The 26,445-nt window shown below is 53.3% G+C and carries 15 protein-coding genes, 5 tRNA genes, 3 rRNA genes and 1 other RNA gene; 2 read left to right on the top strand and 22 right to left on the bottom strand.

The window, feature by feature from the left end; translation table 11 throughout:
• Nucleotides 1–122: 122 nt before the first annotated feature.
• From rpoC to ACORQT_RS01120, 14 genes are all read right to left on the bottom strand, one after another.
• Nucleotides 123–4,346, bottom strand: coding sequence for a DNA-directed RNA polymerase subunit beta' (gene rpoC, locus ACORQT_RS01185; RefSeq protein WP_033644357.1), 4,224 nt, complete (start codon nucleotides 4,344–4,346; stop codon nucleotides 123–125).
• A 118-nt stretch (nucleotides 4,347–4,464) separates the two neighbouring features.
• Nucleotides 4,465–8,493 (bottom strand): DNA-directed RNA polymerase subunit beta, encoded by a 4,029-nt coding sequence (rpoB, locus tag ACORQT_RS01180; RefSeq protein ID WP_047024913.1) that lies wholly within the window; start codon nucleotides 8,491–8,493, stop codon nucleotides 4,465–4,467.
• Nucleotides 8,494–8,826: 333 nt separating this feature from the next.
• Entirely contained in the window at nucleotides 8,827–9,192 is a 366-nt protein-coding gene (gene rplL, locus ACORQT_RS01175) for a 50S ribosomal protein L7/L12 (RefSeq protein ID WP_004929903.1), read from the bottom strand.
• A 63-nt stretch (nucleotides 9,193–9,255) separates the two neighbouring features.
• Complete coding sequence (gene rplJ, locus ACORQT_RS01170; protein ID WP_004929905.1) at nucleotides 9,256–9,753, bottom strand: 50S ribosomal protein L10; 498 nt, start codon at nucleotides 9,751–9,753, stop codon at nucleotides 9,256–9,258.
• Between the two features lie 338 nt (nucleotides 9,754–10,091).
• The gene (gene rplA / locus ACORQT_RS01165) at nucleotides 10,092–10,796 is read right to left on the bottom strand and encodes a 50S ribosomal protein L1 (protein WP_004929908.1); all 705 of its coding nucleotides are present in this window, start codon (nucleotides 10,794–10,796) and stop codon (nucleotides 10,092–10,094) included.
• 3 nt (nucleotides 10,797–10,799) lie between these two features.
• On the bottom strand, nucleotides 10,800–11,228 hold the full coding sequence (rplK, locus tag ACORQT_RS01160) for a 50S ribosomal protein L11 (protein ID WP_015376316.1): 429 nt from the start codon (nucleotides 11,226–11,228) through the stop codon (nucleotides 10,800–10,802).
• A gap of 165 nt (nucleotides 11,229–11,393) precedes the next feature.
• Nucleotides 11,394–11,939: a transcription termination/antitermination protein NusG gene (nusG, locus tag ACORQT_RS01155; protein ID WP_004929914.1), complete on the bottom strand. Its 546-nt coding sequence runs from the start codon at nucleotides 11,937–11,939 to the stop codon at nucleotides 11,394–11,396.
• Nucleotide 11,940: 1 nt separating this feature from the next.
• Nucleotides 11,941–12,324, bottom strand: a complete 384-nt coding sequence (gene secE, locus ACORQT_RS01150; RefSeq protein ID WP_004929916.1) for a preprotein translocase subunit SecE — start codon at nucleotides 12,322–12,324, stop codon at nucleotides 11,941–11,943.
• Between the two features lie 259 nt (nucleotides 12,325–12,583).
• Entirely contained in the window at nucleotides 12,584–13,768 is a 1,185-nt protein-coding gene (tuf, locus tag ACORQT_RS01145; protein ID WP_015376315.1) for an elongation factor Tu, read from the bottom strand.
• A 109-nt stretch (nucleotides 13,769–13,877) separates the two neighbouring features.
• A tRNA-Thr gene (locus tag ACORQT_RS01140) sits at nucleotides 13,878–13,953 on the bottom strand.
• 6 nt (nucleotides 13,954–13,959) lie between these two features.
• A tRNA-Gly gene (locus tag ACORQT_RS01135) sits at nucleotides 13,960–14,034 on the bottom strand.
• 37 nt (nucleotides 14,035–14,071) lie between these two features.
• Nucleotides 14,072–14,187: non-coding RNA, RtT sRNA (locus ACORQT_RS01130), on the bottom strand.
• 46 nt (nucleotides 14,188–14,233) lie between these two features.
• Nucleotides 14,234–14,318 (bottom strand) — tRNA-Tyr (locus ACORQT_RS01125).
• Between the two features lie 25 nt (nucleotides 14,319–14,343).
• Nucleotides 14,344–14,419 (bottom strand) — tRNA-Thr (locus ACORQT_RS01120).
• A 396-nt stretch (nucleotides 14,420–14,815) separates the two neighbouring features.
• Here ACORQT_RS01120 and ACORQT_RS01115 point away from each other — a divergent pair.
• On the top strand, nucleotides 14,816–15,364 hold the full coding sequence (locus ACORQT_RS01115; protein ID WP_033644356.1) for a GNAT family N-acetyltransferase: 549 nt from the start codon (nucleotides 14,816–14,818) through the stop codon (nucleotides 15,362–15,364).
• A gap of 219 nt (nucleotides 15,365–15,583) precedes the next feature.
• Nucleotides 15,584–16,534, top strand: a complete 951-nt coding sequence (coaA, locus tag ACORQT_RS01110; protein ID WP_025304936.1) for a type I pantothenate kinase — start codon at nucleotides 15,584–15,586, stop codon at nucleotides 16,532–16,534.
• A 48-nt stretch (nucleotides 16,535–16,582) separates the two neighbouring features.
• On the opposite strand, the gene birA is transcribed toward coaA, so the two are convergent.
• From birA to trkH, 8 genes are all read right to left on the bottom strand, one after another.
• Nucleotides 16,583–17,545 (bottom strand): bifunctional biotin--[acetyl-CoA-carboxylase] ligase/biotin operon repressor BirA, encoded by a 963-nt coding sequence (gene birA, locus ACORQT_RS01105; protein WP_033644354.1) that lies wholly within the window; start codon nucleotides 17,543–17,545, stop codon nucleotides 16,583–16,585.
• The gene (gene murB / locus ACORQT_RS01100) at nucleotides 17,542–18,579 is read right to left on the bottom strand and encodes a UDP-N-acetylmuramate dehydrogenase (protein ID WP_042783473.1); all 1,038 of its coding nucleotides are present in this window, start codon (nucleotides 18,577–18,579) and stop codon (nucleotides 17,542–17,544) included. The genes birA and murB overlap by 4 nt, the downstream gene beginning before the upstream one ends.
• A gap of 377 nt (nucleotides 18,580–18,956) precedes the next feature.
• A 5S ribosomal RNA gene (rrf, locus tag ACORQT_RS01095) occupies nucleotides 18,957–19,072 on the bottom strand.
• Nucleotides 19,073–19,171: 99 nt separating this feature from the next.
• A 23S ribosomal RNA gene (locus ACORQT_RS01090) occupies nucleotides 19,172–22,081 on the bottom strand.
• A gap of 239 nt (nucleotides 22,082–22,320) precedes the next feature.
• Nucleotides 22,321–22,396: transfer RNA gene (locus ACORQT_RS01085), tRNA-Glu, on the bottom strand.
• An 88-nt stretch (nucleotides 22,397–22,484) separates the two neighbouring features.
• A 16S ribosomal RNA gene (locus ACORQT_RS01080) occupies nucleotides 22,485–24,026 on the bottom strand.
• The 16S, 23S and 5S rRNA genes sit together here with 1 tRNA gene alongside, the layout of an rRNA operon.
• 398 nt (nucleotides 24,027–24,424) lie before the next feature.
• Entirely contained in the window at nucleotides 24,425–24,958 is a 534-nt protein-coding gene (gene hemG / locus ACORQT_RS01075; RefSeq protein ID WP_033652659.1) for a menaquinone-dependent protoporphyrinogen IX dehydrogenase, read from the bottom strand.
• A gap of 21 nt (nucleotides 24,959–24,979) precedes the next feature.
• Nucleotides 24,980–26,431: a Trk system potassium transporter TrkH gene (trkH, locus tag ACORQT_RS01070; RefSeq protein WP_004934492.1), complete on the bottom strand. Its 1,452-nt coding sequence runs from the start codon at nucleotides 26,429–26,431 to the stop codon at nucleotides 24,980–24,982.
• Between the last annotated feature and the right edge of the window lie 14 nt (nucleotides 26,432–26,445).

Below are 26,445 nucleotides of genomic sequence, written 5' to 3'. Positions count from 1 at the left end.
CTGCTGTAACCATAGTAGCAAAGTTTGTCATAACCCGGCGCGAGGCGAAAAAAAACCGCCCCCGAGGGAGCGGTTTATCTGGCGATAGGCCCGGCGTAGCGGGCCCGCGGCGCGGATGACGATTACTCGTCGTCGCTGCCGCCCAGACCTGCGTTGAGCAGTTCGGCCAGGTTCGCGGTCGCTTCTTCCGCGCTGACTTGCGGAACAACCGGCGCTTCGCCCTGAGCACGACGACGCATGCGATCCTGATGATAAGCGTAACCGGTACCGGCTGGGATCAGACGGCCCACGATGACGTTCTCTTTCAGGCCACGCAGTTCGTCGCGCTTGCCGGCTACGGCAGCTTCGGTCAGAACGCGCGTCGTTTCCTGGAACGATGCGGCGGAGATGAAGGACTCGGTCGCCAAGGAAGCCTTGGTGATACCCAGCAGATCGCGCGAGAAGGTTGCCGGGATCTTACCTTCAGCTTCCAGCTGACGGTTGGCAATCTTGACGCGAGACACTTCAGCCTGCTCGCCTTCCAGGAACTCGGAACCACCAGCGCTAACGATAGTGCCTTTACGCAGCATCTGACGAACGATAACTTCGATGTGCTTATCGTTAATCTTAACGCCTTGCAGACGGTAAACTTCCTGCACTTCGTTGGTGATGTAGCGGGTAACCGCATGCACGCCACGCAGACGCAGAATGTCGTGCGGAGACTCTGGGCCGTCGGAGACGACGTCGCCACGTTCCACCACTTCGCCTTCGAACACGTTGAGCTGACGCCATTTCGGAATCATCTCTTCGTAAGCGTCGCTGCCGTCCAGCGGAGAAATCACCAGGCGACGTTTGCCTTTGGTCTCTTTACCGAACGAGATAATCCCGCTGATTTCAGCCAGGATTGCCGGCTCTTTCGGACGACGCGCTTCGAACAGGTCGGCAACGCGCGGCAGACCACCGGTAATATCCTTGGTACCGCCGGATTCCTGAGGAATACGCGCCAGGGTATCACCCGCACCGATCTGAATGCCGTCTTCCAGCTGAACGATCGCTTTGCCCGGCAGGAAGTATTGAGCAGGCATATCAGTACCTGGGATCAATACGTCTTCGCCCTTAGCGTCAACGATTTTCAGTGCCGGACGCAGGTCTTTACCGCTACCGGTACGCTCTGCGCTGTCCAGGACAACCAGAGAAGACAAACCGGTCAGTTCGTCGGTCTGACGAGTAATCGTCTGGCCGTCGACCATGTCGGCGAAGCGAATGAAGCCGCTGACTTCACTGATGACCGGCATGGTGTGCGGATCCCAGTTAGCAACGGTTTCGCCGCCGTTAACTTCTTCACCGTCGCCTTTGCCCATCACGGCGCCGTAAGGCACCTTGTAGCTTTCTTTGGTACGGCCGAATTCGTCGATCAGTTTCAGTTCGGTGTTACGCGAGGTGATCACCAGCTTGCCTGCGGCGTTCATAACGAACTTCGCGTTGCTCAGCTTGATGCTACCCTTGTTTTTCACCTGAATGCTGGATTCAGCAGCCGCACGAGATGCCGCACCACCGATGTGGAACGTACGCATCGTCAGCTGTGTACCCGGCTCACCGATGGACTGTGCCGCGATAACGCCGATGGCTTCACCTTTGTTGATGATGTGGCCACGTGCCAGGTCGCGACCGTAGCAGTTTGCACACACACCGAAGTCGGTTTCACAGCTCACCACGGAACGGACTTTAACGCTGTCGACAGAGTTCTCTTCCAACAGGTCACACGCCTTCTCGTTCAGCAGGGTGTTGCGAGGCACCAGAATGTCCGCCGTACCCGGCTTGAGGACGTCTTCTGCCGTCACACGGCCCAGAACGCGTTCACGCAGCGGCTCTTTCACGTCGCCACCTTCGATAACCGGAGTCATCAGAATGCCGTCGTGGGTGCCACAGTCGTCTTCAGTCACCACCAGGTCCTGCGCCACGTCAACCAGACGACGGGTCAGATAACCGGAGTTCGCGGTTTTCAGTGCGGTATCCGCCAGACCTTTACGAGCACCGTGAGTGGAGATGAAGTACTGGAGTACGTTCAGACCTTCACGGAAGTTCGCGGTGATTGGCGTTTCGATGATGGAGCCGTCCGGCTTCGCCATCAGACCACGCATACCGGCCAGCTGACGAATCTGAGCGGCGGAACCACGCGCACCGGAGTCGGCCATCATAAAGATGCTGTTGAAGGAAACTTGCTGTTCCACTTCGCCGTCACGGTTAACCACGTCTTCTACCGACAGGTTTTCCATCATCGCTTTCGCAACGCGTTCGTTCGCGGCAGCCCAGATATCGATCACTTTGTTGTAGCGTTCGCCGGCGGTCACCAGACCAGACTGGAACTGCTCCTGGATCTCGGCAACTTCGGTTTCCGCTTCTTCGATGATCTCCGCCTTCTTGGCCGGGATAACCATGTCGTCGATACCTACGGAAGCGCCGGAACGGGCAGCGTAAGCAAAGCCGGTGTACATGATCTGGTCAGCAAAGATAACGGTCGGCTTCAGGCCCAGGATGCGGTAACAGGTGTTCAGCATCTTGGAGATCGCTTTCTTGCCCAAAGGCTGGTTAACGATCGCGTACGGCAGACCTTTCGGTACGATCATCCACAGGATGGCGCGGCCGATGGTGGTATCGATGATGCTGGTCTGAGAGGTCCACTCGCCTTCGGCGTTCTTGACGTCTTCGGTGATACGCACTTTAACGCGCGCATGCAGCGACGCCAGGCCGGCGCGGTAAACACGCTCAGCTTCTTTGGAACCGTTCAGCACCATGCCTTCGCCTTTGGCGTTAACACAGTCGCGGGTCATGTAGTACAGACCCAGTACAACGTCCTGAGAAGGAACGATGATTGGCTCGCCGTTCGCTGGGGACAGGATGTTGTTGGTGGACATCATCAGCGCACGCGCTTCCAGCTGGGCTTCCAGCGTCAGCGGTACGTGAACGGCCATCTGGTCACCATCGAAGTCGGCGTTATATGCCGCACAAACCAGCGGGTGCAGCTGGATCGCTTTACCTTCGATCAGAACCGGTTCAAACGCCTGGATACCCAAACGGTGCAGGGTTGGTGCACGGTTCAGCAGTACCGGGTGTTCGCGAATCACTTCGTCCAGGATATCCCAAACGACGGCTTCTTCACGCTCAACCATTTTCTTGGCGGCTTTGATGGTGGTGGCCAGGCCACGCAGCTCCAATTTGCCGTAGATGAACGGTTTGAACAGCTCTAACGCCATCTTCTTAGGCAGACCGCACTGATGCAGACGCAGGTATGGACCTACGGTGATAACGGAACGGCCTGAGTAGTCAACGCGTTTACCGAGCAGGTTCTGACGGAAACGACCCTGCTTACCTTTGATCATGTCGGCCAAAGATTTCAGAGGGCGTTTGTTGGAACCGGTGATCGCACGACCGCGACGGCCGTTATCCAGCAGGGCGTCTACCGCTTCTTGCAGCATACGCTTTTCGTTGCGCACGATGATGTCCGGCGCAGCCAGATCCAGCAGGCGTTTCAGACGGTTGTTACGGTTGATCACGCGGCGATACAGATCGTTCAGATCCGACGTCGCGAAACGACCGCCATCCAGCGGAACCAGCGGGCGCAGATCCGGCGGCAGTACCGGCAGCACGGTCAGGATCATCCACTCCGGCTTGTTACCGGACTGTACGAACGCTTCCAGCAGCTTGATACGCTTGGTCAGCTTCTTGCGCTTGGTTTCGGAGTTGGTTTCGTTCAGCTCTTCACGCAGCTGCTCGCACTCGGCTTCCAGATCCATGTTTTTCAACAGGGCCTGAATGGCTTCCGCACCCATCTTGGCGTCGAATTCGTCACCGAACTCTTCCAGCGCGTCCAGATACTGCTCTTCGGTCAGGATCTGACGACGCTCGAGGTTGGTCATACCGCCTTCGACCACCACATAGGATTCGAAGTACAGTACGCGTTCGATGTCACGCAGCGGCATATCCAGCAGCAAACCGATGCGGGATGGCAGCGATTTCAGGAACCAGATGTGCGCAGTCGGGGAAGCCAGCTCGATGTGGCCCATGCGCTCACGACGCACTTTGGTCTGGGTCACTTCAACGCCGCACTTCTCACAGATCACGCCGCGGTGTTTCAAACGCTTGTACTTACCGCACAGGCACTCGTAATCTTTTACCGGCCCGAAGATACGGGCGCAGAAAAGGCCGTCACGCTCTGGTTTGAACGTACGGTAGTTAATGGTTTCCGGCTTCTTAACTTCACCGAACGACCACGAACGGATCATGTCTGGCGAGGCCAGAGCAATCTTGATCGCATCAAACTCTTCGGTCTTAGTTTGCGCTTTCAGAAACTTCAATAAGTCTTTCACGGATTGGCTCCTGTCGGAGTTAAACCTGTTGGGCACCCACAACCGCAGTAGGTACCCGTGTGACCTGAACAACCACCCTCAGGCTCCCTTAGGCGGGGAGCCTGAGCCGGAATGACGATTACTCGTCTTCCAGTTCGATGTTGATGCCGAGCGAGCGGATTTCTTTCAACAGTACGTTGAAGGATTCCGGCATGCCTGGCTCCATCCGGTGATCGCCATCCACGATGTTTTTGTACATCTTGGTACGGCCGTTAACGTCATCCGACTTAACGGTGAGCATTTCCTGCAGGGTATAAGCCGCGCCGTATGCTTCCAGTGCCCACACTTCCATCTCACCGAAGCGTTGACCACCGAACTGCGCTTTACCACCCAGAGGCTGCTGAGTAACCAAGCTGTAAGAACCGGTTGAACGGGCGTGCATTTTATCGTCAACCAAGTGGTTCAGTTTCAGCATGTACATATAGCCGACAGTAACCTGGCGCTCGAATTGCTCACCGGTACGGCCATCGAACAGCGTGATCTGACCGGAGGTCGGGATACCGCCCATTTCCAGCAGCTTCTTGATTTCAGTCTCTTTCGCACCGTCAAACACCGGCGTTGCGATCGGCATACCTTTTTTCAGGTTCTCTGCCAGACGCAGCACTTCGTCGTCGCTGAAGGTGTTCAGGTCAACTTTCTGGCAAACGTCGTCGCCCAGATCGTAGGCCTTCTGGATGAACTCACGCAGCTTGGCCACTTCCTGCTGCTGCTTCAGCATCTGGTTGATCTTCTCACCGATGCCTTTCGCAGCCATACCCAGGTGGGTTTCCAGGATCTGACCGATGTTCATACGTGATGGTACGCCCAGCGGGTTCAGTACGATGTCTACCGGCGTGCCGTTTTCATCGTAAGGCATATCTTCGATCGGGTTGATCTTGGAGATAACACCCTTGTTACCGTGGCGGCCCGCCATCTTGTCACCCGGTTGGATCTGACGTTTAACGGCCAGATAAACCTTGACGATTTTCAGTACGCCCGGCGCCAGATCGTCGCCCTGAGTGATCTTACGACGCTTGGCTTCCAGCTTCTTCTCGAAGTCGGATTTCAGTTCGTCGTACTGCTCAGCCAACTGCTCCAGCTGGTTTTGTTTCTCTTCGTCGGTCAGGCCCAGTTCCAGCCAGCGATCGCGCGGCAGCTTGCTCAGCTTGTCGGCTTCGATGCCACCGGCAACCAGTACCGCGTGGATACGCGCAAACAGGCCGGCTTCCAGGATCTGCAGTTCTTCAGTCAGGTCTTTCTTCGCCTGCTTCAGCTGCATCTCTTCGATTTCCAACGCGCGCTTGTCTTTTTCCACGCCATCGCGGGTGAAGACCTGCACGTCGATAACCGTACCGGAAACACCGTTCGGCACACGCAGAGAAGAGTCTTTAACGTCAGACGCTTTCTCACCGAAGATCGCACGCAGCAGTTTCTCTTCCGGCGTCAGCTGGGTTTCGCCTTTAGGCGTTACCTTACCGACCAGGATGTCGCCGCCGGTCACTTCAGCACCGATATACACGATACCGGACTCATCCAGCTTGGAGAGCGCCGCTTCACCCACGTTAGGGATGTCGGCGGTGATCTCTTCAGGCCCCAGCTTGGTGTCGCGAGACACGCACGCCAGTTCCTGGATGTGGATGGTGGTGAAGCGATCTTCCTGCACCACGCGCTCGGAGACCAAGATGGAGTCTTCGAAGTTGTAGCCGTTCCAAGGCATGAACGCTACGCGCATGTTCTGGCCCAGCGCCAGTTCGCCCAGGTCTGTCGATGGGCCATCCGCCAGCACGTCGCCGCGCTCGATTGGCTCACCCAGATTCACACACGGCATCTGGTTGATGCAGGTGTTCTGGTTAGAACGGGTGTACTTGGTCAGGTTGTAAATATCGATACCTGCTTCGCCCGGGTACATCTCGTCTTCGTTAACTTTGATAACGATACGGGAAGCATCCACGTACTGGATCACACCGCCGCGTTTGGCAACGGCAGTTACGCCGGAGTCAACCGCTACAGCGCGTTCCATACCGGTACCGACCAGCGGCTTATCGGCGCGCAGGGTTGGTACGGCCTGACGTTGCATGTTCGCACCCATCAATGCACGGTTGGCGTCATCGTGTTCCAGGAATGGAATCAGTGAGGCACCAACGGAAACGACCTGTTGGGTGGATACGTCCATGTAGTCAACCTGGTCGCGGCTGAACAGGCTTGATTCGCCTTTGCTGCGGCAGGTGACCAGGTCTTCTACGAAGCGGCCTTCGTCATCCAGGTTGGAGTTCGCCTGGGCGATAACGAAGTTGCCTTCTTCAATAGCAGACAGGTAGTTGATTTCATCGGTCACCACGCCGTCACGCACGCGGCGGTACGGGGTTTCCAGGAAGCCATACTCGTTAGTCTGTGCGTACACGGACAGGGAGTTGATCAGACCGATGTTTGGACCTTCCGGCGTTTCGATTGGGCACACGCGGCCGTAGTGGGTCGGGTGTACGTCTCGAACTTCAAAGCCGGCGCGCTCACGGGTCAGACCGCCCGGGCCCAGTGCGGAGATACGACGCTTGTGCGTGATCTCGGACAACGGGTTGTTCTGGTCCATGAACTGGGACAGCTGGCTGGAGCCGAAGAACTCTTTCACCGCCGCCGAAATCGGTTTGGCGTTGATCATGTCCTGAGGCATCAGGGTATCCAGATCGCCCAGAGACAGACGCTCTTTCACCGCACGCTCAACACGCACCAGACCTACGCGGAACTGATTCTCGGCCATTTCGCCGACGGAGCGGATACGACGGTTGCCCAAGTGGTCGATATCGTCCACTTCGCCCTTGCCGTTACGGATATCGATGAGCTTCTTCATCACTTCGATGATGTCGTCTTTGCTCAGGATGCCCGAACCTTCGATCTCGTCGCGCAGCAGAGAACGGTTGAACTTCATACGGCCAACCGCGGACAGATCGTAGCGGTCTTCGGAGAAGAACAGGTTCTCGAACAGGCTTTCGGCAGCTTCGCGCGTTGGCGGCTCACCAGGGCGCATCATGCGGTAGATTTCTACCAGCGAGCTCAGACGATCGTTGGTCGGATCGACACGCAGCGTTTCAGAGATGTACGCGCCGTGGTCCAGATCGTTGGTGAACAGCGTTTCGATGCGCTTGTGGCCGGACTGGCTCAGCTTGGCCAGCAGATCCAGCGACAGCTCCATGTTGGCTGCGCAGATCAGTTCGCCGGTATTGGTATCGATATAGTCTTTCGCGACCACTTTGCCCGCGATGTACTCTACCGGTACTTCAATGCTCTGAATGTCGTCTTTTTCCAGCTGACGGATATGACGAGCGGTGATGCGACGGCCTTTCTCTACGTAGATCTTGCCGTTGGCTTCGATATCGAACGAAGCGGTCTCACCACGCAGGCGCTCTGGCACCAGCTCCATCTGCAGCTTGTTGTCGCGGATTTCGAAGACGATCTTGTCAAAGAACAGGTCGAGGATCTGTTCAGTGGTGTAGTTCAGCGCGCGCAGAATGATGGTCGCAGGCAGTTTGCGGCGACGGTCAATACGCACGAACAGGTTGTCTTTCGGATCGAACTCGAAGTCCAACCATGAACCGCGGTAAGGGATGATGCGTGCGTTGTACAGCACTTTACCCGAGGAGTGGGTTTTACCCTTATCGCTGTCAAAGAATACGCCAGGACTACGGTGCAACTGAGATACGATAACCCTCTCAGTACCGTTGATCACAAAGGTGCCGTTTTCGGTCATGAGCGGAATTTCGCCCATGTAGACTTCTTGTTCCTTGATGTCTTTGACCGTACCTTCAGGCGCTTCGCGCTCATAGATAACCAGGCGCAGTTTTACGCGCAGCGGTGCAGAGAACGTCACACCACGGATCTGGCACTCTTTGACGTCGAAGACCGGCTCACCAAGACGGTAGCTAACGTATTGCAGCTCCGAATTGCCACTGTAGCTCTGGATAGGGAAAACAGAACGGAATGCGGCTTCAAGGCCGTACTGCCCTTCTGGATCTTGCTCGATAAACTTCTGGAACGAGTCAAGCTGGATAGAAAGGAGATATGGTATGTCCAGCACTTGTGGACGTTTACCAAAATCCTTACGAATACGTTTTTTCTCGGTATAGGAGTAAACCATAGGGTTCCTCAGCTCGCTGATCAGTGACCCAATCTGTCCGTCCGATTAGGGACAGTTCATGCAACACCGTTTTGTCGACCGGAAAGCGGGAACACTTTCCGCAATATCTCTTGCTATCACGCTTAAACCATTTCATCGCGCCTTCCCCCAGAACTCCTGGTAGTGCAAAGACCGCGGTATATTAAGTCGTCGATAGAAACAAACATTGGGAGGCGAAACCAGCAGCCAAACAGTGTGAAACGCTACTGGCGCCCTACAGCGCAAAAAAGGCTGGTGACTAAAAAGTCACCAGCCATCAGCCTAAAAGACTAGGCTGCAACCGGAAGGGTTGGCTTATTTAACTTCAACTTCTGCGCCAGCTTCTTCCAGAGATTTTTTCAGAGCTTCTGCGTCATCTTTGCTCACGCCTTCTTTCAGAGCGGCTGGAGCAGATTCAACCAGGTCTTTAGCTTCTTTCAGACCCAGGCCGGTAGCGCCACGTACTGCTTTGATAACAGCAACTTTGTTAGCGCCTGCAGCTTTCAGGATAACGTCGAATTCAGTTTTCTCTTCAGCAGCTTCAGCTGGGCCAGCAGCTACAGCTACAGCAGCAGCAGCAGAAACGCCGAATTTTTCTTCCATAGCGGAAACCAGTTCAACAACGTCCATTACGGACATAGCGGCAACTGCTTCCAGGATTTGGTCTTTAGTGATAGACATAACAATTGTTCCTAAAATTCAGAAATAGTTTAAATACGTTAGCAAAGGCTAAGAAAGAGTGGCTTACGCCGCTTCTTTCTGATCGCGTACTGCAGCCAGAGTGCGAACCAGTTTGCCGGCAGCGGCTTCTTTCATGGTTGCCATCAGGCGTGCGATCGCTTCTTCGTAAGTTGGCAGCGTCGCCAGGCGGTCGATTTGCGCCGCTGGGATCAGCTCACCTTCAAAGGCCGCAGCTTTAACCTCGAATTTTGCATTCGCTTTCGCGAACTCTTTGAACAGACGAGCAGCAGCGCCCGGGTGTTCGTGAGAGAATGCAATCAAGGTTGGACCGACAAACGTGTCTTTCAGGCATTCGAATGGAGTGCCTTCAACTACGCGACGCATCAGGGTGTTGCGAACAACACGCATGTAAACGCCAGCTTCACGACCTGCTTTACGCAGTTCAGTCATTTTATCTACGGTAACGCCGCGGGAATCCGCAACAACCGCAGACAGCGCGCCTTTGGCTACTTCGCTGACTTCAGCAACAATCGCTTGTTTGTCTTGAAGATTTAATGCCATTAGCTTTTTGCTCCTGGATTAGCCGGGGAAAATCCCCCGGAACTCACTTCACTCGGCGCTTTGTAAAACGCCACGCCGAGCGGCTTAACACGGTGAGCAGAATCCAGCAAAGACATTCTTTTATAAAAAAGAAAAATTTTCTTAGGCTCTGTCACCGTCTACGCAGGAAGGATTAAGTATCTTGCGATACACCTGCGGTCTTGGACGGAGGCCTGGATAGGCCAGGCTCCAACCGAAAAATCTTTGTTTTGCCTACGGCATAGCCAATAGCAAAACCTTGGGGCATAAGATTCTAGACAAATCTCGGCCCCAAGTCAAAGCGATAATCGCAAGTGCGATTAGTTCGCTGCGGCAGACAGACCGCTTTGATCGATAGCAACGCCAGCACCCATGGTGGTGGAGAGGCTAACTTTCTTGATGTACATGCCTTTCGCCTGAGAAGGTTTTGCTTTTTTCAGCGCAACCAGCAGGGCTTCCAGGTTTTCTTTCAGTTTGTCTGCGTCGAAATCAACCTTACCGATAGTGGTATGGATGATGCCGTTTTTGTCGTTACGGTAGCGAACCTGACCTGCTTTAGCGTTTTTCACTGCTTCAGCAACGTTCGGAGTAACGGTACCCACTTTCGGGTTTGGCATCAGGCCGCGTGGACCCAGGATCTGGCCCAGTTGACCTACAACGCGCATTGCATCCGGAGAAGCAATAACAACGTCGAAGTTCATTTCGCCTTTCTTGATCTGCTCAGCCAGATCGTCCATACCTACCAGCTCTGCGCCGGCAGCTTTCGCTGCTTCAGCGTTAGCGCCTTGGGTAAATACGGCAACGCGAACGGAACGACCGGTGCCGTGTGGCAGAACGGTAGCGCCACGAACGTTTTGGTCAGATTTACGAGCGTCGATGCCGAGATTAACGGCAACGTCAACGCTTTCTACGAATTTAGCGGTGGCCAGCTCTTTCAGCAGAGCAACAGCTTCAGTGATGTCATACTGTTTAGTAGCATCAACTTTGTCACGGATCACGCGCATGCGCTTGGTCAGCTTAGCCATCTCTTAATCCTCCACTACCAGGCCCATGGAACGAGCGGTACCTTCGATGGAGCGAGTCATCGCTTCAACGTCAGAACCAGTCATGTCCGCAGCTTTGGTTTCTGCGATTTCACGTACCTGAGCACGGGTCACTTTACCTACTTTGTCTTTGTTCGGCTTACCGGAACCAGACTTGATACCAGCCGCTTTTTTCAGCAGAACTGCTGCTGGCGGGGTTTTGGTAACGAAAGTGAAGGAGCGATCAGAATAAACGGTGATAACAACCGGAATCGGCAGACCTTTCTCAACGCTGTCAGTTTTAGCGTTGAATGCCTTACAGAATTCCATGATGTTAACGCCCTGCTGACCCAGAGCTGGACCCACTGGTGGGCTCGGGTTAGCCATACCAGCTGCAACTTGCAGCTTAACGTAGGCTTGTACTTTCTTAGCCATTTAAATTTCCTCGGTTTGGGTAGTATCGCCTCGTGAGAGGCTCCCCGTGTTTAACCTCGCCGGACAAACATCAGGCAAGGCATCTAAAAACAAAAGGCGCGAAATTGTAGTTCAATTTCGCGCCTTTGACAAGCGGCAACGGACCGCTTATTGCTGATTATTCGATCAGCCTTTTTCAACCTGGCTGAAGTCCAGTTCCACCGGCGTTGCACGGCCGAAGATGGAAACGGAAACTTTCAGGCGGCTCTTCTCGTAATCGACTTCTTCGACCACGCCGTTGAAATCGGCAAACGGGCCGTCGTTGACGCGCACCAGCTCGCCCGGCTCGAACAGCGTTTTCGGACGCGGTTTGTCACCGACCTGCTGCAGGCGGTTCATGATCGCATCAACTTCTTTATCGCTGATCGGCGCAGGACGGTCAGACGTACCGCCGATGAACCCCATGACACGCGGTACGCTGCGCACCAGGTGCCAGCTGGCGTCATTCATCACCATCTGCACCAGCACGTAGCCAGGGAAGAATTTACGCTCGCTCTTGCGACGCTGGCCACCACGGATTTCAACCACTTCTTCCGTAGGCACCATCACTTCGCCGAACAGCTCTTCCATATCGTGCAGTTTGATGTGTTCACGCAGCGATTGCGCTACGCGACCTTCAAAACCGGAAAACGCCTGAACGACGTACCAACGTTTTTTTGGAGCTTCAGACATTTTAGAACCTCAGGCCAGTAATAAACGACACCAGACGGACCAGAATACCATCCAGCCCCCACAGAATCAGTGACATCACGGCGGTTACCGCGGCAACGATCAACGTGGTGTGTAGCGTTTCCTGACGAGTTGGCCAAATCACTTTACGTACTTCGGTACGCGCTTCGCGGGCAAACGCAACGGTAGCTTTGCCTTTGGTGGTCATCAGAGCCACTGCACCTGCAACGGCGATGATCAGCACAACTGCCAGCGCGCGCAATGGCAGGCTTAAATCACGGTAGTAATAGTTACCGACAATAGCCACAACCAACAGAACGGCGACGATCAGCCACTTTGCCGCTTCCAGGCCGCGTCCGCTCCCTTGAGCCTCGGTATTCGCACTCATAAACCAACCTGTCACAATGATGATTCAGAACAAACAACTTTGCCTCGCATTGCGAGGCAAACCAAACCGATCGGATACCGCACTAGCGATATCCCGGTGTTTTACGCCATGACGTATTCAGTCAATACAGTTTAAGAGCCCATCTCACCAATGATTATGACTGCAAAATCGCTGATGAGATAGGTTCTAGTTCACAGCGTAGAAAAAGGGCATCAAATGATGCCCTTTTACCGCGTGTCGCGTCAAACTTTATCAGCGATTAAGCGATAACTTTAGCAACAACACCAGCGCCTACAGTACGGCCGCCTTCACGGATTGCGAAACGCAGACCGTCGTCCATCGCGATTGGGTGAATCAGGGTTACAACCATGTTCACGTTGTCGCCTGGCATTACCATCTCTACGCCTTCTGGCAGTTCGATGGTACCGGTCACGTCAGTAGTACGGAAGTAGAACTGTGGACGGTAGCCTTTGAAGAATGGCGTGTGGCGACCACCTTCATCTTTGCTCAGGATGTACACTTCAGATTCGAACTGGGTGTGCGGCTTGATAGAGCCTGGTTTAGCCAGTACCTGACCACGTTCGATTTCTTCACGTTTGATACCACGCAGCAGAACACCTACGTTCTCACCAGCACGGCCTTCGTCCAGCAGTTTGCGGAACATTTCAACGCCAGTACAGGTAGACTTAACGGTGTCTTTGATACCAACGATTTCAACTTCTTCGCCAACTTTGATGATACCGCGCTCAACACGACCGGTAACAACGGTACCACGACCGGAGATGGAGAATACGTCTTCGATTGGCAGCAGGAACGGCTTGTCGATAGCACGCTCTGGCTCTGGGATGTAGCTGTCCAGGGCTTCGGCCAGTTCGATGATTTTCGCTTCCCACTCAGCTTCGCCTTCCAGCGCTTTCAGCGCGGAACCGCGGATCACTGGCAGGTCGTCGCCTGGGAAGTCGTACGCGGACAGCAGTTCGCGAACTTCCATTTCTACCAGTTCCAGCAGCTCTTCATCATCAACCATGTCGCATTTGTTCATGAATACGATGATGAAAGGAACGCCAACCTGACGACCCAGCAGGATGTGCTCACGGGTCTGAGGCATTGGGCCGTCAGTCGCAGCAACTACCAAGATCGCGCCGTCCATCTGAGCAGCACCGGTGATCATGTTTTTCACGTAGTCGGCGTGCCCTGGGCAGTCAACGTGCGCGTAGTGACGAGTCGGGGTGTCATACTCAACGTGAGAGGTGTTGATGGTGATACCACGAGCTTTTTCTTCTGGCGCGTTATCGATCTGGTCGAAAGCACGTGCAGAACCGCCGTAGGTTTTAGCCAGAACGGTAGTGATCGCTGCAGTCAGGGTAGTTTTACCGTGGTCAACGTGGCCGATAGTACCGACGTTAACGTGCGGTTTTGTACGTTCAAACTTTTCTTTAGACATCGATTGTCCCTCTAAGACACGGATAAATCGGTGGTATCACCACATCAACCAAGCATTTGCTCGTTGAATCCAGAACAGAAAGAAAATCAGGGGGCGAGAAATTAAGAAGTGGTGCTGATAGGCAGATTCGAACTGCCGACCTCACCCTTACCAAGGGTGCGCTCTACCAACTGAGCTATATCAGCACATCTTGGAGCGGGCAGTGGGAATCGAACCCACATCATCAGCTTGGAAGGCTGAGGTAATAGCCATTATACGATGCCCGCATCCTGGAACTCGGCTACCTGATTTTTCTGTAGAATTTTGGGGATAGAGCAGGATTGTTCATCACTCGGCTCGTATCCTTCGGGCCGGCTGCGCCTCGCGCTGCACAACTCGAACCTTGCCGAAGGCTTTCGCCCTCTCCTCCCGCCATCAACCGTTGCGGTGTTTATCGCATCTCAGTTAATCGCCGAAGGCAAGATTTGGTGGTGGGGGAAGGATTCGAACCTTCGAAGTCTGTGACGGCAGATTTACAGTCTGCTCCCTTTGGCCGCTCGGGAACCCCACCAGATTTTAACTACTTGTGACTTGAATGGTGCCGGCTACCGGAATCGAACTGGTGACCTACTGATTACAAGTCAGTTGCTCTACCTACTGAGCTAAGCCGGCATCAAGTGCAGCGCATTCTAGGTAGAGCGGGCGACCTATGCAACAAAAAAATTGCTTTACGCGCACTTTCGCTCATAAATCAGTCAATTTTGCATGCTGTCATGCAATTCGCAGCCTGTGGCGTGCAAACATTCATCACTTGCGGCAATCATTCTCTACAATTTTATCCACTTTTTGCAAGCTTTGAACGCCCCTTTCTCCGTGTCGGGCTTCTCAAAACACGTAACCCACGGCGGTAAACCGTGAGCGGGATCGATGCACCAAAAAGAGGATGGCTGCCCTGGTTCGTGGCGTGAACTACACTTATTCCTTGCTCTTTCGCCGTGGCTATGCCTTTTATCGCTCTGGCGCAGTTATTGCTTATCTTCATTACCCCCATATCTGGAGGAATGACCGATGAAAATAGTGCCTATCAACGCCGCTACGCTCCCGATTTATCGCGATGAATTGGCTCGCCTGTTGACCGATGCGGTCACCCACGGCGCTTCAGTGGGCTACGACACCTTAATCCCGCATGAAGACGCCGAGAGTTACTTCCACAGCCTGCGTCCGGCCTTGGCCAAGGGTGAGCTGCTATTGTGGATTGCCCGCGACGAACGCGGCGTCGTTGGCACCGTTCAACTCGAGCTCTGCCAGAAACCGAATGGCCGTAATCGTGCGGAGGTAGTGAAACTGCTGGTTCATAGCCGCGCTCGTCGCAACGGCGTAGGCCTGGCGCTAATGAAGACGTTGGAGCAAGCAGCACTGCAACAGCAGCGCGGGCTACTGTATCTGGATACACAGGCCGGTTCGGCGGCAGAAGCACTTTATCGCAGTCTGGGCTATCGCTGCCTGGGTGAAATGCCTGACTATGCGGCCGGACCCGATGGCTATTACCACTCAACCGTCATTTATTACAAACGTCTGTTCACCGTGACCCCGTCTTCACGCGCTATCGCCAGCTAACCTTCAGGCGGTATCCTGACTCCATGATACCGCCTTGCAACCCCGCTTTATCAACTGCGCGCCGCTTCGCACAATTGACATAAACTGCTGCCTATCGACAACTTTTGCGAAAAAAGTCTACGCCAAAAACGAAGCTGTCTATAATATGCAGCTTGTTTATTCTCTGGAGTTGGCGTCCGGCGCCTTTCCCAACCTGCGTTAACAGGCAGAATTTGGCTTATGATAAAAAGAGATCAATCTTTAGCAACGCCTTACCTACAGTTCGATCGTACCCAGTGGGCTGCGTTGCGAGATTCGGTGCCGCTGACGTTGTCGGAAGAAGAGATCGTTAAACTGAAAGGGATTAACGAAGATCTCTCGTTGGAAGAAGTTGCGCAGATTTATCTGCCGCTGTCACGACTGTTGAACTTCTATATCAGTTCCAACCTGCGCCGGCAGGCGGTACTGGAACAATTCCTCGGCACCGACGGGCAAAAGATTCCCTATGTCATCGGCATCGCCGGCAGCGTAGCCGTCGGCAAGAGCACGACCGCACGTCTGTTGCAGGCGCTACTGAGCCGCTGGCCGGAACACCGCAGCGTTGAGCTGATCACGACCGACGGCTTCTTGCATCCAAACAAGGTGCTGAACGAACGCGGTTTGATGAAGAAAAAAGGCTTCCCGCAGTCTTACGATATGCATAGCCTGGTGAAGTTCGTGTCGGAAGTGAAATCCGGCGCCAAACGTGTCACCGCCCCGGTTTATTCCCATTTGATCTATGACGTTGTGCCCGAAGGTAATAAAGTCATCGAACAGCCGGACATTCTTATCCTGGAAGGGCTTAACGTATTGCAAAGCGGTATGGATTATCCTCACGATCCGCATCGCGTATTCGTTTCCGACTTCGTCGACTTCTCTATATATGTCGATGCGCCGGAGACGCTATTGCAAAGCTGGTATATCAACCGTTTCCTGAAATTCCGTCAGGGCGCATTTTCCAATCCTGATTCTTATTTCCATAATTATTCAAAATTGCCGGAACCGGAGGCGATTAATATCGCCACGCAATTATGGAATGAAATCAATGGATTGAATTTGCAGCAGAACATACTGCCTACCCGCGAACGCGCGAGCCTGATTATGACCAAAAGCGCCAACCATGCCGTTGAAAGCGTGCGTTTAAGAAAATAAGCCTACCGAACGATCAAGGGGACGCTGCCGTCCCCTTGTCTTTTCTCACTATTCCGCGCTGCGCAGCGATATCTCTCCGCCGATAAAGGGTTTGATTTCCCCTTCTTGTTCCAGCAGGAGTGCACCTTGCGCGTCGATACCCCGGGCGATACCCACAATCTGTCGCTCGCCAATCAGCAGTTTGACCGGTCTGTCGATAAAATTATCCAGCGTGCGCCAACGGCCAATGAATGGCGCCAGCCCATCTATCTCGAATTGTTTTAATGACTGCCGCAATTCATTAAGCAGAGTGGCGGTGAGCTCATTACGATCGATGTTAATACCGGCTTCTTGCAGGTTGATCCAACCTTGATTGATCCCACTCGCATTGGTATCCCGCATCGCCAAATTAATGCCGGCGCCGATGACCAACTGAGCCGCATCGCCGGTTTTCCCCGTCAACTCGACCAAGATTCCTGCCAATTTGCGATCGTTCAGGTAAAGATCGTTGGGCCATTTGACTCGCACGTCTTTAGCGCCAAGACGCTGCAAGACCTCCGCCATCACCATGCCGATCACCAGGCTCAGCCCCATCGCCGCAGCCGGCCCCTGCTCCAATCGCCAAAACATCGACAGGTATAAATTGGCGCCAAACGGCGAAATCCACTGACGCCCACGACGACCGCGGCCGGCCAGTTGGTACTCAGCGATGCAGGCGTCGCCAGATTGCAGCGTTTCGATACGATCCAGCAAATATTGATTGGTAGAGTCTACGACCGGCAGCACGGTAACTCGCTTGTCGTCCAGCCCTCTAAGAATGCGTTCCGCCTCCAATAGCTGCATGGGAGCAGGCAAGCTGTATCCTTTCCCCGGTACAGTAAAGACATCCAGCCCCCACTCGCGAACGGTTTGAATATGCTTATTGATCGCGGCGCGGCTCATGCCCAATGACTCACCGAGCTGTTCCCCGGAATGGAATTCACCGTCGGCCAATAGCGCGATCAGTTTTAACGGGACCTTGGTATCTCTCATGACAGCACCACCACAGCGTTCAATTCGCCAGTTGCGCCAATGAAACGCACCTCAGGTTCCAGCCATACGCCGAATTTATCGGCCACAGTCTTACGGACATGGCGCGCCAGAGCCACCACATCCTGACTATGCGCATTATCGATATTCACCAGCACCAGCGCCTGCTGGCGGTGTACGGCTGCGCCACCGATGCGATGCCCCTTCAGTTCGCACTGATCGATCAGCCAGCCAGCGGCCAGCTTCACCTGACCATCCTGTTGCGGATAATGCGGCATGCCGGGATATTGTGTGATGAGTTCTGCGGCTTTCCCCGCGTTCACCAGCGGATTCTTGAAGAAACTGCCGGCATTACCGGTTTCGCGCGGGTCCGGCAGCTTGCTGCGGCGCATGGCACATACGGATTCGAATACCTGAAGTGGCGTCACCGTGGCGGGATCCAGCTTGGCCAGATCGCCATAGCTCAACTTGGGTTGCCACTGCTTGCTCAGACGCAGACCCAGCCCGACAATGGCATGCCCAGTTTGGAAGCGATGTTTGAAAATGCTTTCCCGATAGCCGAAACCACAATCGGCTGCCGGAATGCGATCGATGGCACCCGTAGAGAAGTCCAGCAGGTCGACATACTCACAGACATCTTTCAATTCGACGCCATAGGCACCGATATTCTGGATAGGCGCGGAGCCGGCCAGTCCAGGAATCAACGCCAAGTTCTCCAACCCGCAGATCCCGGCCTGCAGCGTATATTGCACCAGATCGTGCCAATTCTCACCGGCGCTGACATGGAGATACCAGGCATCGTTATCTTCTCGAACATCGATGCCCTTCAGTTGGTTAACCATGACCGTACCCGAAAAGTCTTCCAGGAACAGTACGTTGCTACCTTCACCGAGAATCAGCAGCGGCTCCTGACGCTTGCGCGTTTGTTGCCAGACTTTGAGCATCAACTCAATTCTATCGGCGATGACCAGGTGCGCTGCGTTGACCGGGAGCGCAAAAGTATTGTGGTTTTTTAAAGACGCGCTTTCAGTAGACATAACGTTCAGTACCCATGCGGAAATAATCTTTTGCTTAGTCTACTCGATTCGAAGCGTCTGGCTAATATTTGTTTTAATTAACGTGAAATTTATCGAGTAATGCACTGAAGAATTAGGATTTATCTTTGATATAACAGGATAATTCTTATCAACATGTTCATAAATAGGCATTTTTATTATTTAAATAATAATCTGAATCTATCAATTATATATTGAGCTGGTTATTCTCCTGCTCAAAAGCATTATACGTGCTTATGTAAATAAGCCACGTCCGCTGAAATAGGTATTTTTCTAAGCAATAGATACGATCAGGGGATTTATTTTACGCATAGCAAAAAGCCCTGAACGTCAGTTCAGGGCTTTCGGCTTTATTTGATGCCTGGCAGTGTCCTACTCTCGCATGGGGAGACCCCACACTACCATCGGCGCTACGGCGTTTCACTTCTGAGTTCGGCATGGGGTCAGGTGGGACCACCGCGCTATTGCCGCCAGGCAAATTCTGTTTCATTCCAACCGCTTCACTTCCATGAAGCCATCAGAACCAATCTTGGAACGTCGCTGAAAATCTCTCTAAAAACACCTTCGGTGTTGTAAGGTTAAGCCTCACGGATCATTAGTACTGGTTAGCTCAATGCATCGCTGCACTTACACACCCAGCCTATCAACGTCTTAGTCTTAAACGTTCCTTCAGGGGCCTTAAAGGCCCAGGGAAGACTTATCTTGAGGCAAGTTTCGCACTTATATGCTTTCAGCGCTTATCTTTTCCACACTTAACTACCGGGCAATACCATTGGCATGATAACCCGAACATCAGTGGTGTGTTCACTCCGCTCCTCTCGTACTAGGAGCAACCCCTCTCAATCTTCCAACGCCCACGGCAGATAGGGACCGAACTGTCTCACGACGTTCTAAACCCAGCTCGCGTACCACTTTAAATGGCGAACAGCCATACCCTTGGGACCAACTCCAGCCCCAGGATGTGATGAGCCGACATCGAGGTGCCAAACACTGCCGTCGATATGGACTCTTGGGCAGTATTAGCCTGTTATCCCCGGAGTACCTTTTATCCGTTGAGCGATGGCCCTTCCATTCAGAACCACCGGATCACTAAGACCTACTTTCGTACCTGCTCGAGCCGTCACTCTCGCAGTCAAGCTAGCTTATGCCTTTGCACTAACCTCACGATGTCCGACCGTGATTAGCTAACCTTCGTGCTCCTCCGTTACTTTTTAGGAGGAGACCGCCCCAGTCAAACTACCCACCAGACACTGTCCTCACCCCAGATTATGGGGCCGAGATTAGAACATCAAACATTAAAGGGTGGTATTTCAAGGATGGCTCCACGCAGACTGGCGTCCACGCTTCAAAGCCTCCCACCTATCCTACACATCAAGGCTCAATGTTCAGTGTGAAGTTATAGTAAAGGTTCACGGGGTCTTTCCGTCTAGCCGTAGATACACTGCATCTTCACAGCAAATTCAATTTCACTGAGTTCTAAATGGAGACAGCGTGGCCATCATTACGCCATTCGTGCAGGTCGGAACTTACCCGACAAGGAATTTCGCTACCTTTGGACCGTTATAGTTACGGCCGCCGTTTACTGGGGCTTTTATTAAATGCTTCATTGTTTAAATTAACATTCTTTATTAACCTACCAGCACCGGGCAGGCGTCACACCCTATACATCCGTTTACACGTTAGCAGAGTGCTGTGTTTTTAATAAACAGTTGCAGCCACCTGGTATCTTCGACTGGCTTCAGCTCCATCCGCAAGGGACTTCACCTACATGCCAGCGTGCCTTCTCCCGAAGTTACGGCACCATTTTGCCTAGTTCCTTCACCCGAGATTCTCTCAAGCGCCTTGGTATTCTCTACCTGACCACCTGTGTCGGTTTGGGGTACGATTTAATGTTACCTGGAGCTTAGAGGATTTTCCTGGAAGCAGGGCATCAACTACTTCTGCACCGTAGTGCATCGTCATCACGCCTCAGGGTTAGTATGCAACCGGATTTACCAGGTCACACCCCCTACACGCTTAAACCGGGACAACCGTCGCCCGGCCAGCCTAGCCTTCTCCGTCCCCCCTTCGCAGTAACACCAAGTACAGGAATATTAACCTGTTTCCCATCGACTACGCTTTTCAGCCTCGCCTTAGGGGTCGACTCACCCTGCCCCGATTAACGTTGGACAGGAACCCTTGGTCTTCCGGCGAGCGGGCTTTTCACCCGCTTTATCGTTACTTATGTCAGCATTCGCACTTCTGATACCTCCAGCAACCCTCACAGGCCACCTTCAACGGCTTACAGAACGCTCCCCTACCCAACAACGCTAAGCGTCGCTGCCGCAGCTTCGGTGCATGGTTTAGCCCCGTTACATCTTCCGCGCAGGCCGACTCGACCAGTGAGCTATTACGCTTTCTTTAAAGGATGGCTGCTTCTAAGCCAACATCCTGGCTGTCTATGCCTTCCCACATCGTTTCCCACTTAACCATGACTTTGGGACCTTAGCTGGCGGTCTGGGTTGTTTCCCTCTTCACGACGGACGTTAGCACCCGCCGTGTGTCTCCCGTGATAACATTCTTCGGTATTCGGAGTTTGCATCGGTTTGGTAAGCCGGGATGGCCCCCTAGCCGAAACAGTGCTCTACCCCCGAAGATGAGTTCACGAGGCGCTACCTAAATAGCTTTCGAGGAGAACCAGCTATCTCCGAGCTTGATTAGCCTTTCACCCCTATCCACAAATCATCCGCTAATTTTTCAACATTAGTCAGTTCAGTCCTCCAATTAGATTTAATTAACCTTCAACTTGCTCATGGTTAGATCACCGGGTTTCGGGTCTATACCTTGCAACTAATCGCCCAGTTAAGACTCGGTTTCCCTACGGCTCCCCTATACGGTTAAGCTTGCTAAAAAAAATAAGTCGCTGACCCATTATACAAAAGGTACGCAGTCACACCACGAAGGTGCTCCCACTGCTTGTACGTACACGGTTTCAGGTTCTATTTCACTCCCCTCGCCGGGGTTCTTTTCGCCTTTCCCTCACGGTACTGGTTCACTATCGGTCAGTCAGGAGTATTTAGCCTTGGAGGATGGTCCCCCCATATTCAGACAGGATGTCACGTGTCCCGCCCTACTCATCGAACTCACGACCTGTGCATTTTAGTGTACGGGGCTATCACCCTTTGCTGCGCGACTTTCCAGACGCTTCCACTAACACACAAGCCGATTCAGGTTCTGGGCTCCTCCCCGTTCGCTCGCCGCTACTGGGGGAATCTCGGTTGATTTCTTTTCCTCGGGGTACTTAGATGTTTCAGTTCCCCCGGTTCGCCTCATGCCACTATGTATTCATGACATGATAGTGTGTCGAAACACACTGGGTTTCCCCATTCGGGTATCGCCGGTTATAACGGTTCATATCACCTTACCGACGCTTTTCGCAGATTAGCACGCCCTTCATCGCCTCTGACTGCCTAGGCATCCACCGTGTACGCTTAGTCACTTAACCTCACAACCCGAAGATGTTTCCATCGTTCGCGCTGCAAACATTTGAGAGACTCTATGACAGGTTACTCTTCATCCCAATACATCTACGGAGGGACAAATTTCAGCCGTCATGTTTCAATTTTCAGCTTGTTCCAGATTGTTAAAGAGCAATATCTTAAACATGACTCGGAAGTCATCTTTAAGATATGGTGTATCGTCAGATACTTGAGACCGCCGCTTTCACCGGGTGGGTCGGAAGCTTGGCGTCCCCTAGGGGATTCGAACCCCTGTTACCGCCGTGAAAGGGCGGTGTCCTAGGCCTCTAGACGAAGGGGACACGACACCGTACTTTTATGACGCTTTTGCTCGTTACTTTTTCATCAGACAATCTGTGTGAGCACGCCACTCGAACTAATATCTTTAGGTAAGGAGGTGATCCAACCGCAGGTTCCCCTACGGTTACCTTGTTACGACTTCACCCCAGTCATGAATCACAAAGTGGTAAGCGCCCTCCCGAAGGTTAAGCTACCTACTTCTTTTGCAACCCACTCCCATGGTGTGACGGGCGGTGTGTACAAGGCTCGAGAACGTATTCACCGTAACATTCTGATTTACGATTACTAGCGATTCCAACTTCATGAAATCGAGTTACAGATTTCAATCCGAACTAAGACGTACTTTATGAGGTCCGCTTGCTCTCGCGAGGTCGCTTCTCTTTGTATACGCCATTGTAGCACGTGTGTAGCCCTACTCATAAGGGCCATGATGACTTGACGTCGTCCTCACCTTCCTCCAATTTATCATTGGCAGTCTCCTTTGAGTTCCCGGCCGAACCGCTGGCAACAAAGGATAAGGGTTGCGCTCGTTATAGGACTTAACCCAACATTTCACAACACGAGCTGACGACAGCCATGCAGCACCTGTCTCAGAGTTCCTTTAGGCACCAATCCATCTCTGGAAAGTTCTCTGGATGTCAAGAGTAGGTAAGATTTTTCGTGTTGTATCGAATTAAACCACATGCTCCACCGCTTGTGCGAGCCCCCGTCAATTCATTTGAGTTTTAACCTTGCGGTCGTAATCCCCAGGCGGTCAACTTAACGCGTTAGCTCCGGAAGCCACGCCTCAAGGGCACAACCTCCAAATCGACATCGTTTACTGCATGGACTACCAGGGTATCTAATCCTGTTTGCTCCCCATGCTTTCGCACCTCAGTGTCAGTTTTTGTCCAGGGGGTCGCCTTCGCCACTGGTATTCCTCCAAATATCTGCGCATTTCACCGCTACACCTGGAATTCTACCCCCCTCTACGAGACTCTAGCTTGCCAGTTTCAAATGCAGTTCCCAGGTTGAGCCCGGGGATTTCACATCTGACTTAACAAACCGCCTGCGTGCGCTTTACGCCCAATAATTCCGATTAACGCTTGCACCCCTCGTATTACCGCGGCTGCTGGCACGAAGTTAGCCGGTGCTTCTTCTGCGAGTAACGTCAATTGATGAACGTATTAAGTTCACCACCTTCCTCCTCGCTGAAAGTGTTTTACAACCCTAAGGCCTTCTTCACACACGCGATATAGCTGGATCAAGCTTTCGCTCATTGTCCAATATTCCCCACTGCTGCCTTCCTTAGGAGTCTGGACCGTGTCTCAGTTCCAGTGTGGCTGGTCATCCTCTCAGACCAGCTAGGGATCGTCGCCTAGGTGAGCCATTACCCCACCTACTAGCTAATCCCATCTGGGCACATCTGATGGCAAGAGGCCCGAAGGTCCCCCTCTTTGGTCTTGCGACGTTATGCGGTATTAGCTACCGTTTCCAGTAGTTATCCCCCTCCATCAGGCAGTTTCCCAGACATTACTCACCCGTCCGCCGCTCGTCACCCGGGGAGCAAGCTCCCCTGTGCTACCGCTCGACTTGCATGTGTTAAGCCTGCCGCCAGCGTTCAATCTGAGCCATGATCAAACTCTTCAATTAAAAGCTTGATGTGCTTCCACTCGAGAAGCGATGCTCAAAGATTTACTGCATGAATTTTACTTCAGTTAGTCACTCTTCAAGACTTGATATTTTTTGCATCCGAAGATGCTGGATATCGTCTTGTGGAGTGCCCACACAGATTGTCTGATAAATTGTTAAAGAGCAGTGAGTTAGGCGCTTTCGCTTGCTAACTCGAGGTGGCGTATATTACGCTTTTCACCCGGAGAGTCAAGCGTTTATTTCGCTTTCCTCTCGCTGACCCGGCGGCTTGTCAGTCGTTGTTCCCGGTCAGTGGAGGCGCATTATAGGGAGTTCTCGGCAGGCCGCAACCCCTAAATGCAAAAAACTTTTCAAGCGCGGATTTTTTCGGCAAAACGCTGACCAAACCCGCATTTTTGTCACTTTTCGTACTGAATCTGGCTAAATTCCTGGGCGAAACGATCGACTTGCTGCCAATCTGTGTACTCAACTTCCTTACTGGTATCCGTTTCTCCACCGGTCATACGCATAATAAATTGAATCATGATGCGATCGAACCAGCGATAACGTGGATAACGCAATGCCCCGGCAAACACCGCACACTGTTTTGGCTGCCACGGCGACGCCAACAGGAACTTGCGGGTATAGGCGTTGGTTTGCGGCGAACGCTTTTCCGGTTTGCGCGCGGTCAGATTGACGGCAAAGAATGCGCTGGGCATCCGATTCAACTGTTCGGCATGACGTTTAACGAATTTATCCAGCACCGGGTTAAAGTGCCCGTAGCGAATAGAAGCGCCGATCATCACCTGCTGATACTGGCTAAGGTCGATCTGTTCCGCCTGCAACAGATCGATAACCTCACAGCGCAGCGTATCCTGCAATTTGCTTGCTATATAAGAAGCGATAGCACGTGTTTGCCCGTCACGGCTCGAATAAAGTATCAATGCCTTCATGGCGTACTCCTTATAACAGGCTCACTCACGCCAGAAGGTTGGCGTGAACAGCACCAGCAATGTAAACACTTCCAGGCGCCCGAACAGCATCGTCACCACCAGGATCCACTTGGCCGCCGCCGGCATCGTGGTGAAGTTGTCCGCCACCACGCCCAGACCAGGACCAAGGTTATTCAGCGTTGCCGTCACTGCGGCAAACGCGGAGAAATCATCAACGCCGGTCGCAATGATCGCCAGCATGCTGACGATAAACACCAGCGCATAGGCGGAGAAGAATCCCCACACCGCTTCCAGAATACGTTCCGGCAATGCGCGATTGCCCAATTTGATGGTATAGACCGCGTTGGGGTGCACCAGCCTTTTCAACTCGCGCGAGCCCTGTAGGTACAACAGCAGAATACGGATCACCTTCAGGCCGCCGCCGGTCGAACCGGCGCAACCGCCGATGAATGCCGAACACAGCAACAGCATCGGCAGGAACAGCGGCCACTTGGCGATGCTGTCGGTCGTAAAACCGGCCGTGGTCGCCATCGATACCACCTGGAAGAACGCCTGATTGAGCGTTTCCATACCGCTCTTATAGACGCCATGTCCCCAGAGCACCAACGTGCACACCACCACCAGCGTCAGTTGAACGAAGATAAACATGCGGAATTCAGGATCGCGCCCATAGACCTTCAGACTGCGGCCGCTTAGCAAAGCGAAGTGCAGACCGTAGTTACAGCCGGAAATCAGCAGGAACACGGCAATGATGGTGTTGATGGTCGGGCTGGCGTAATAACCGATACTGGCATCGTGGGTAGAAAACCCGCCAATGGCGATGGTCGAGAAACTGTGGCCGATGGCGTCGAACACCGACATCCCGGCCCCCCAGAGCGCCAGCGCACAGGCGACGGTCAGCAACACATAGATTAGCCACAGGGTTTTGGCGGTTTCGGCAATACGCGGACGCATCTTGTTATCTTTCAGCGGCCCGGGCATTTCCGCCCGATACAGCTGCATGCCCCCGACGCCGAGTATCGGCAGTATCGCCACCGCCAACACGATGATCCCCATCCCGCCCATCCATTGCAGCATTTGGCGATAGAACAGGATGGCCTTAGGCAACGAGTCCAGCCCCACCAGCGTCGTTGCGCCGGTAGTCGTCAATCCCGAGAAGGATTCAAAGAAGGCGTCGGTCAGCGACAAATTAGGACGTTCCGAAAACAGGAACGGCAATGCCCCCACGCTGCCCAGCACGGTCCAGAACAGCACGACGATCAGGAAACCTTCACGCGGCTTCAGCTCGTGTTTCTGCTTACGGTTCGGCCACCACAGCATCAGCCCGATGGTCAACGCCACGAAGAACGTTTGGCTGAACGCTCGCCCCGCCCCATCGCGATAAATCAATGCCACCAGGCCGGGAATAAACATCGTCCCGGAGAACAGGATGACCAGCAGACCAACGATACGGGTTATGGCGCGAAAATGCATTTCAGCACGATCCT

Origin of the sequence: Serratia sp. (in: enterobacteria) (assembly GCF_052400455.1) — a bacterium.
In the GTDB taxonomy this organism is placed as follows: Bacteria; Pseudomonadota; Gammaproteobacteria; order Enterobacterales; family Enterobacteriaceae; genus Serratia; species Serratia ureilytica.
This window is presented reverse-complemented; position numbering and strand designations above follow the sequence as displayed.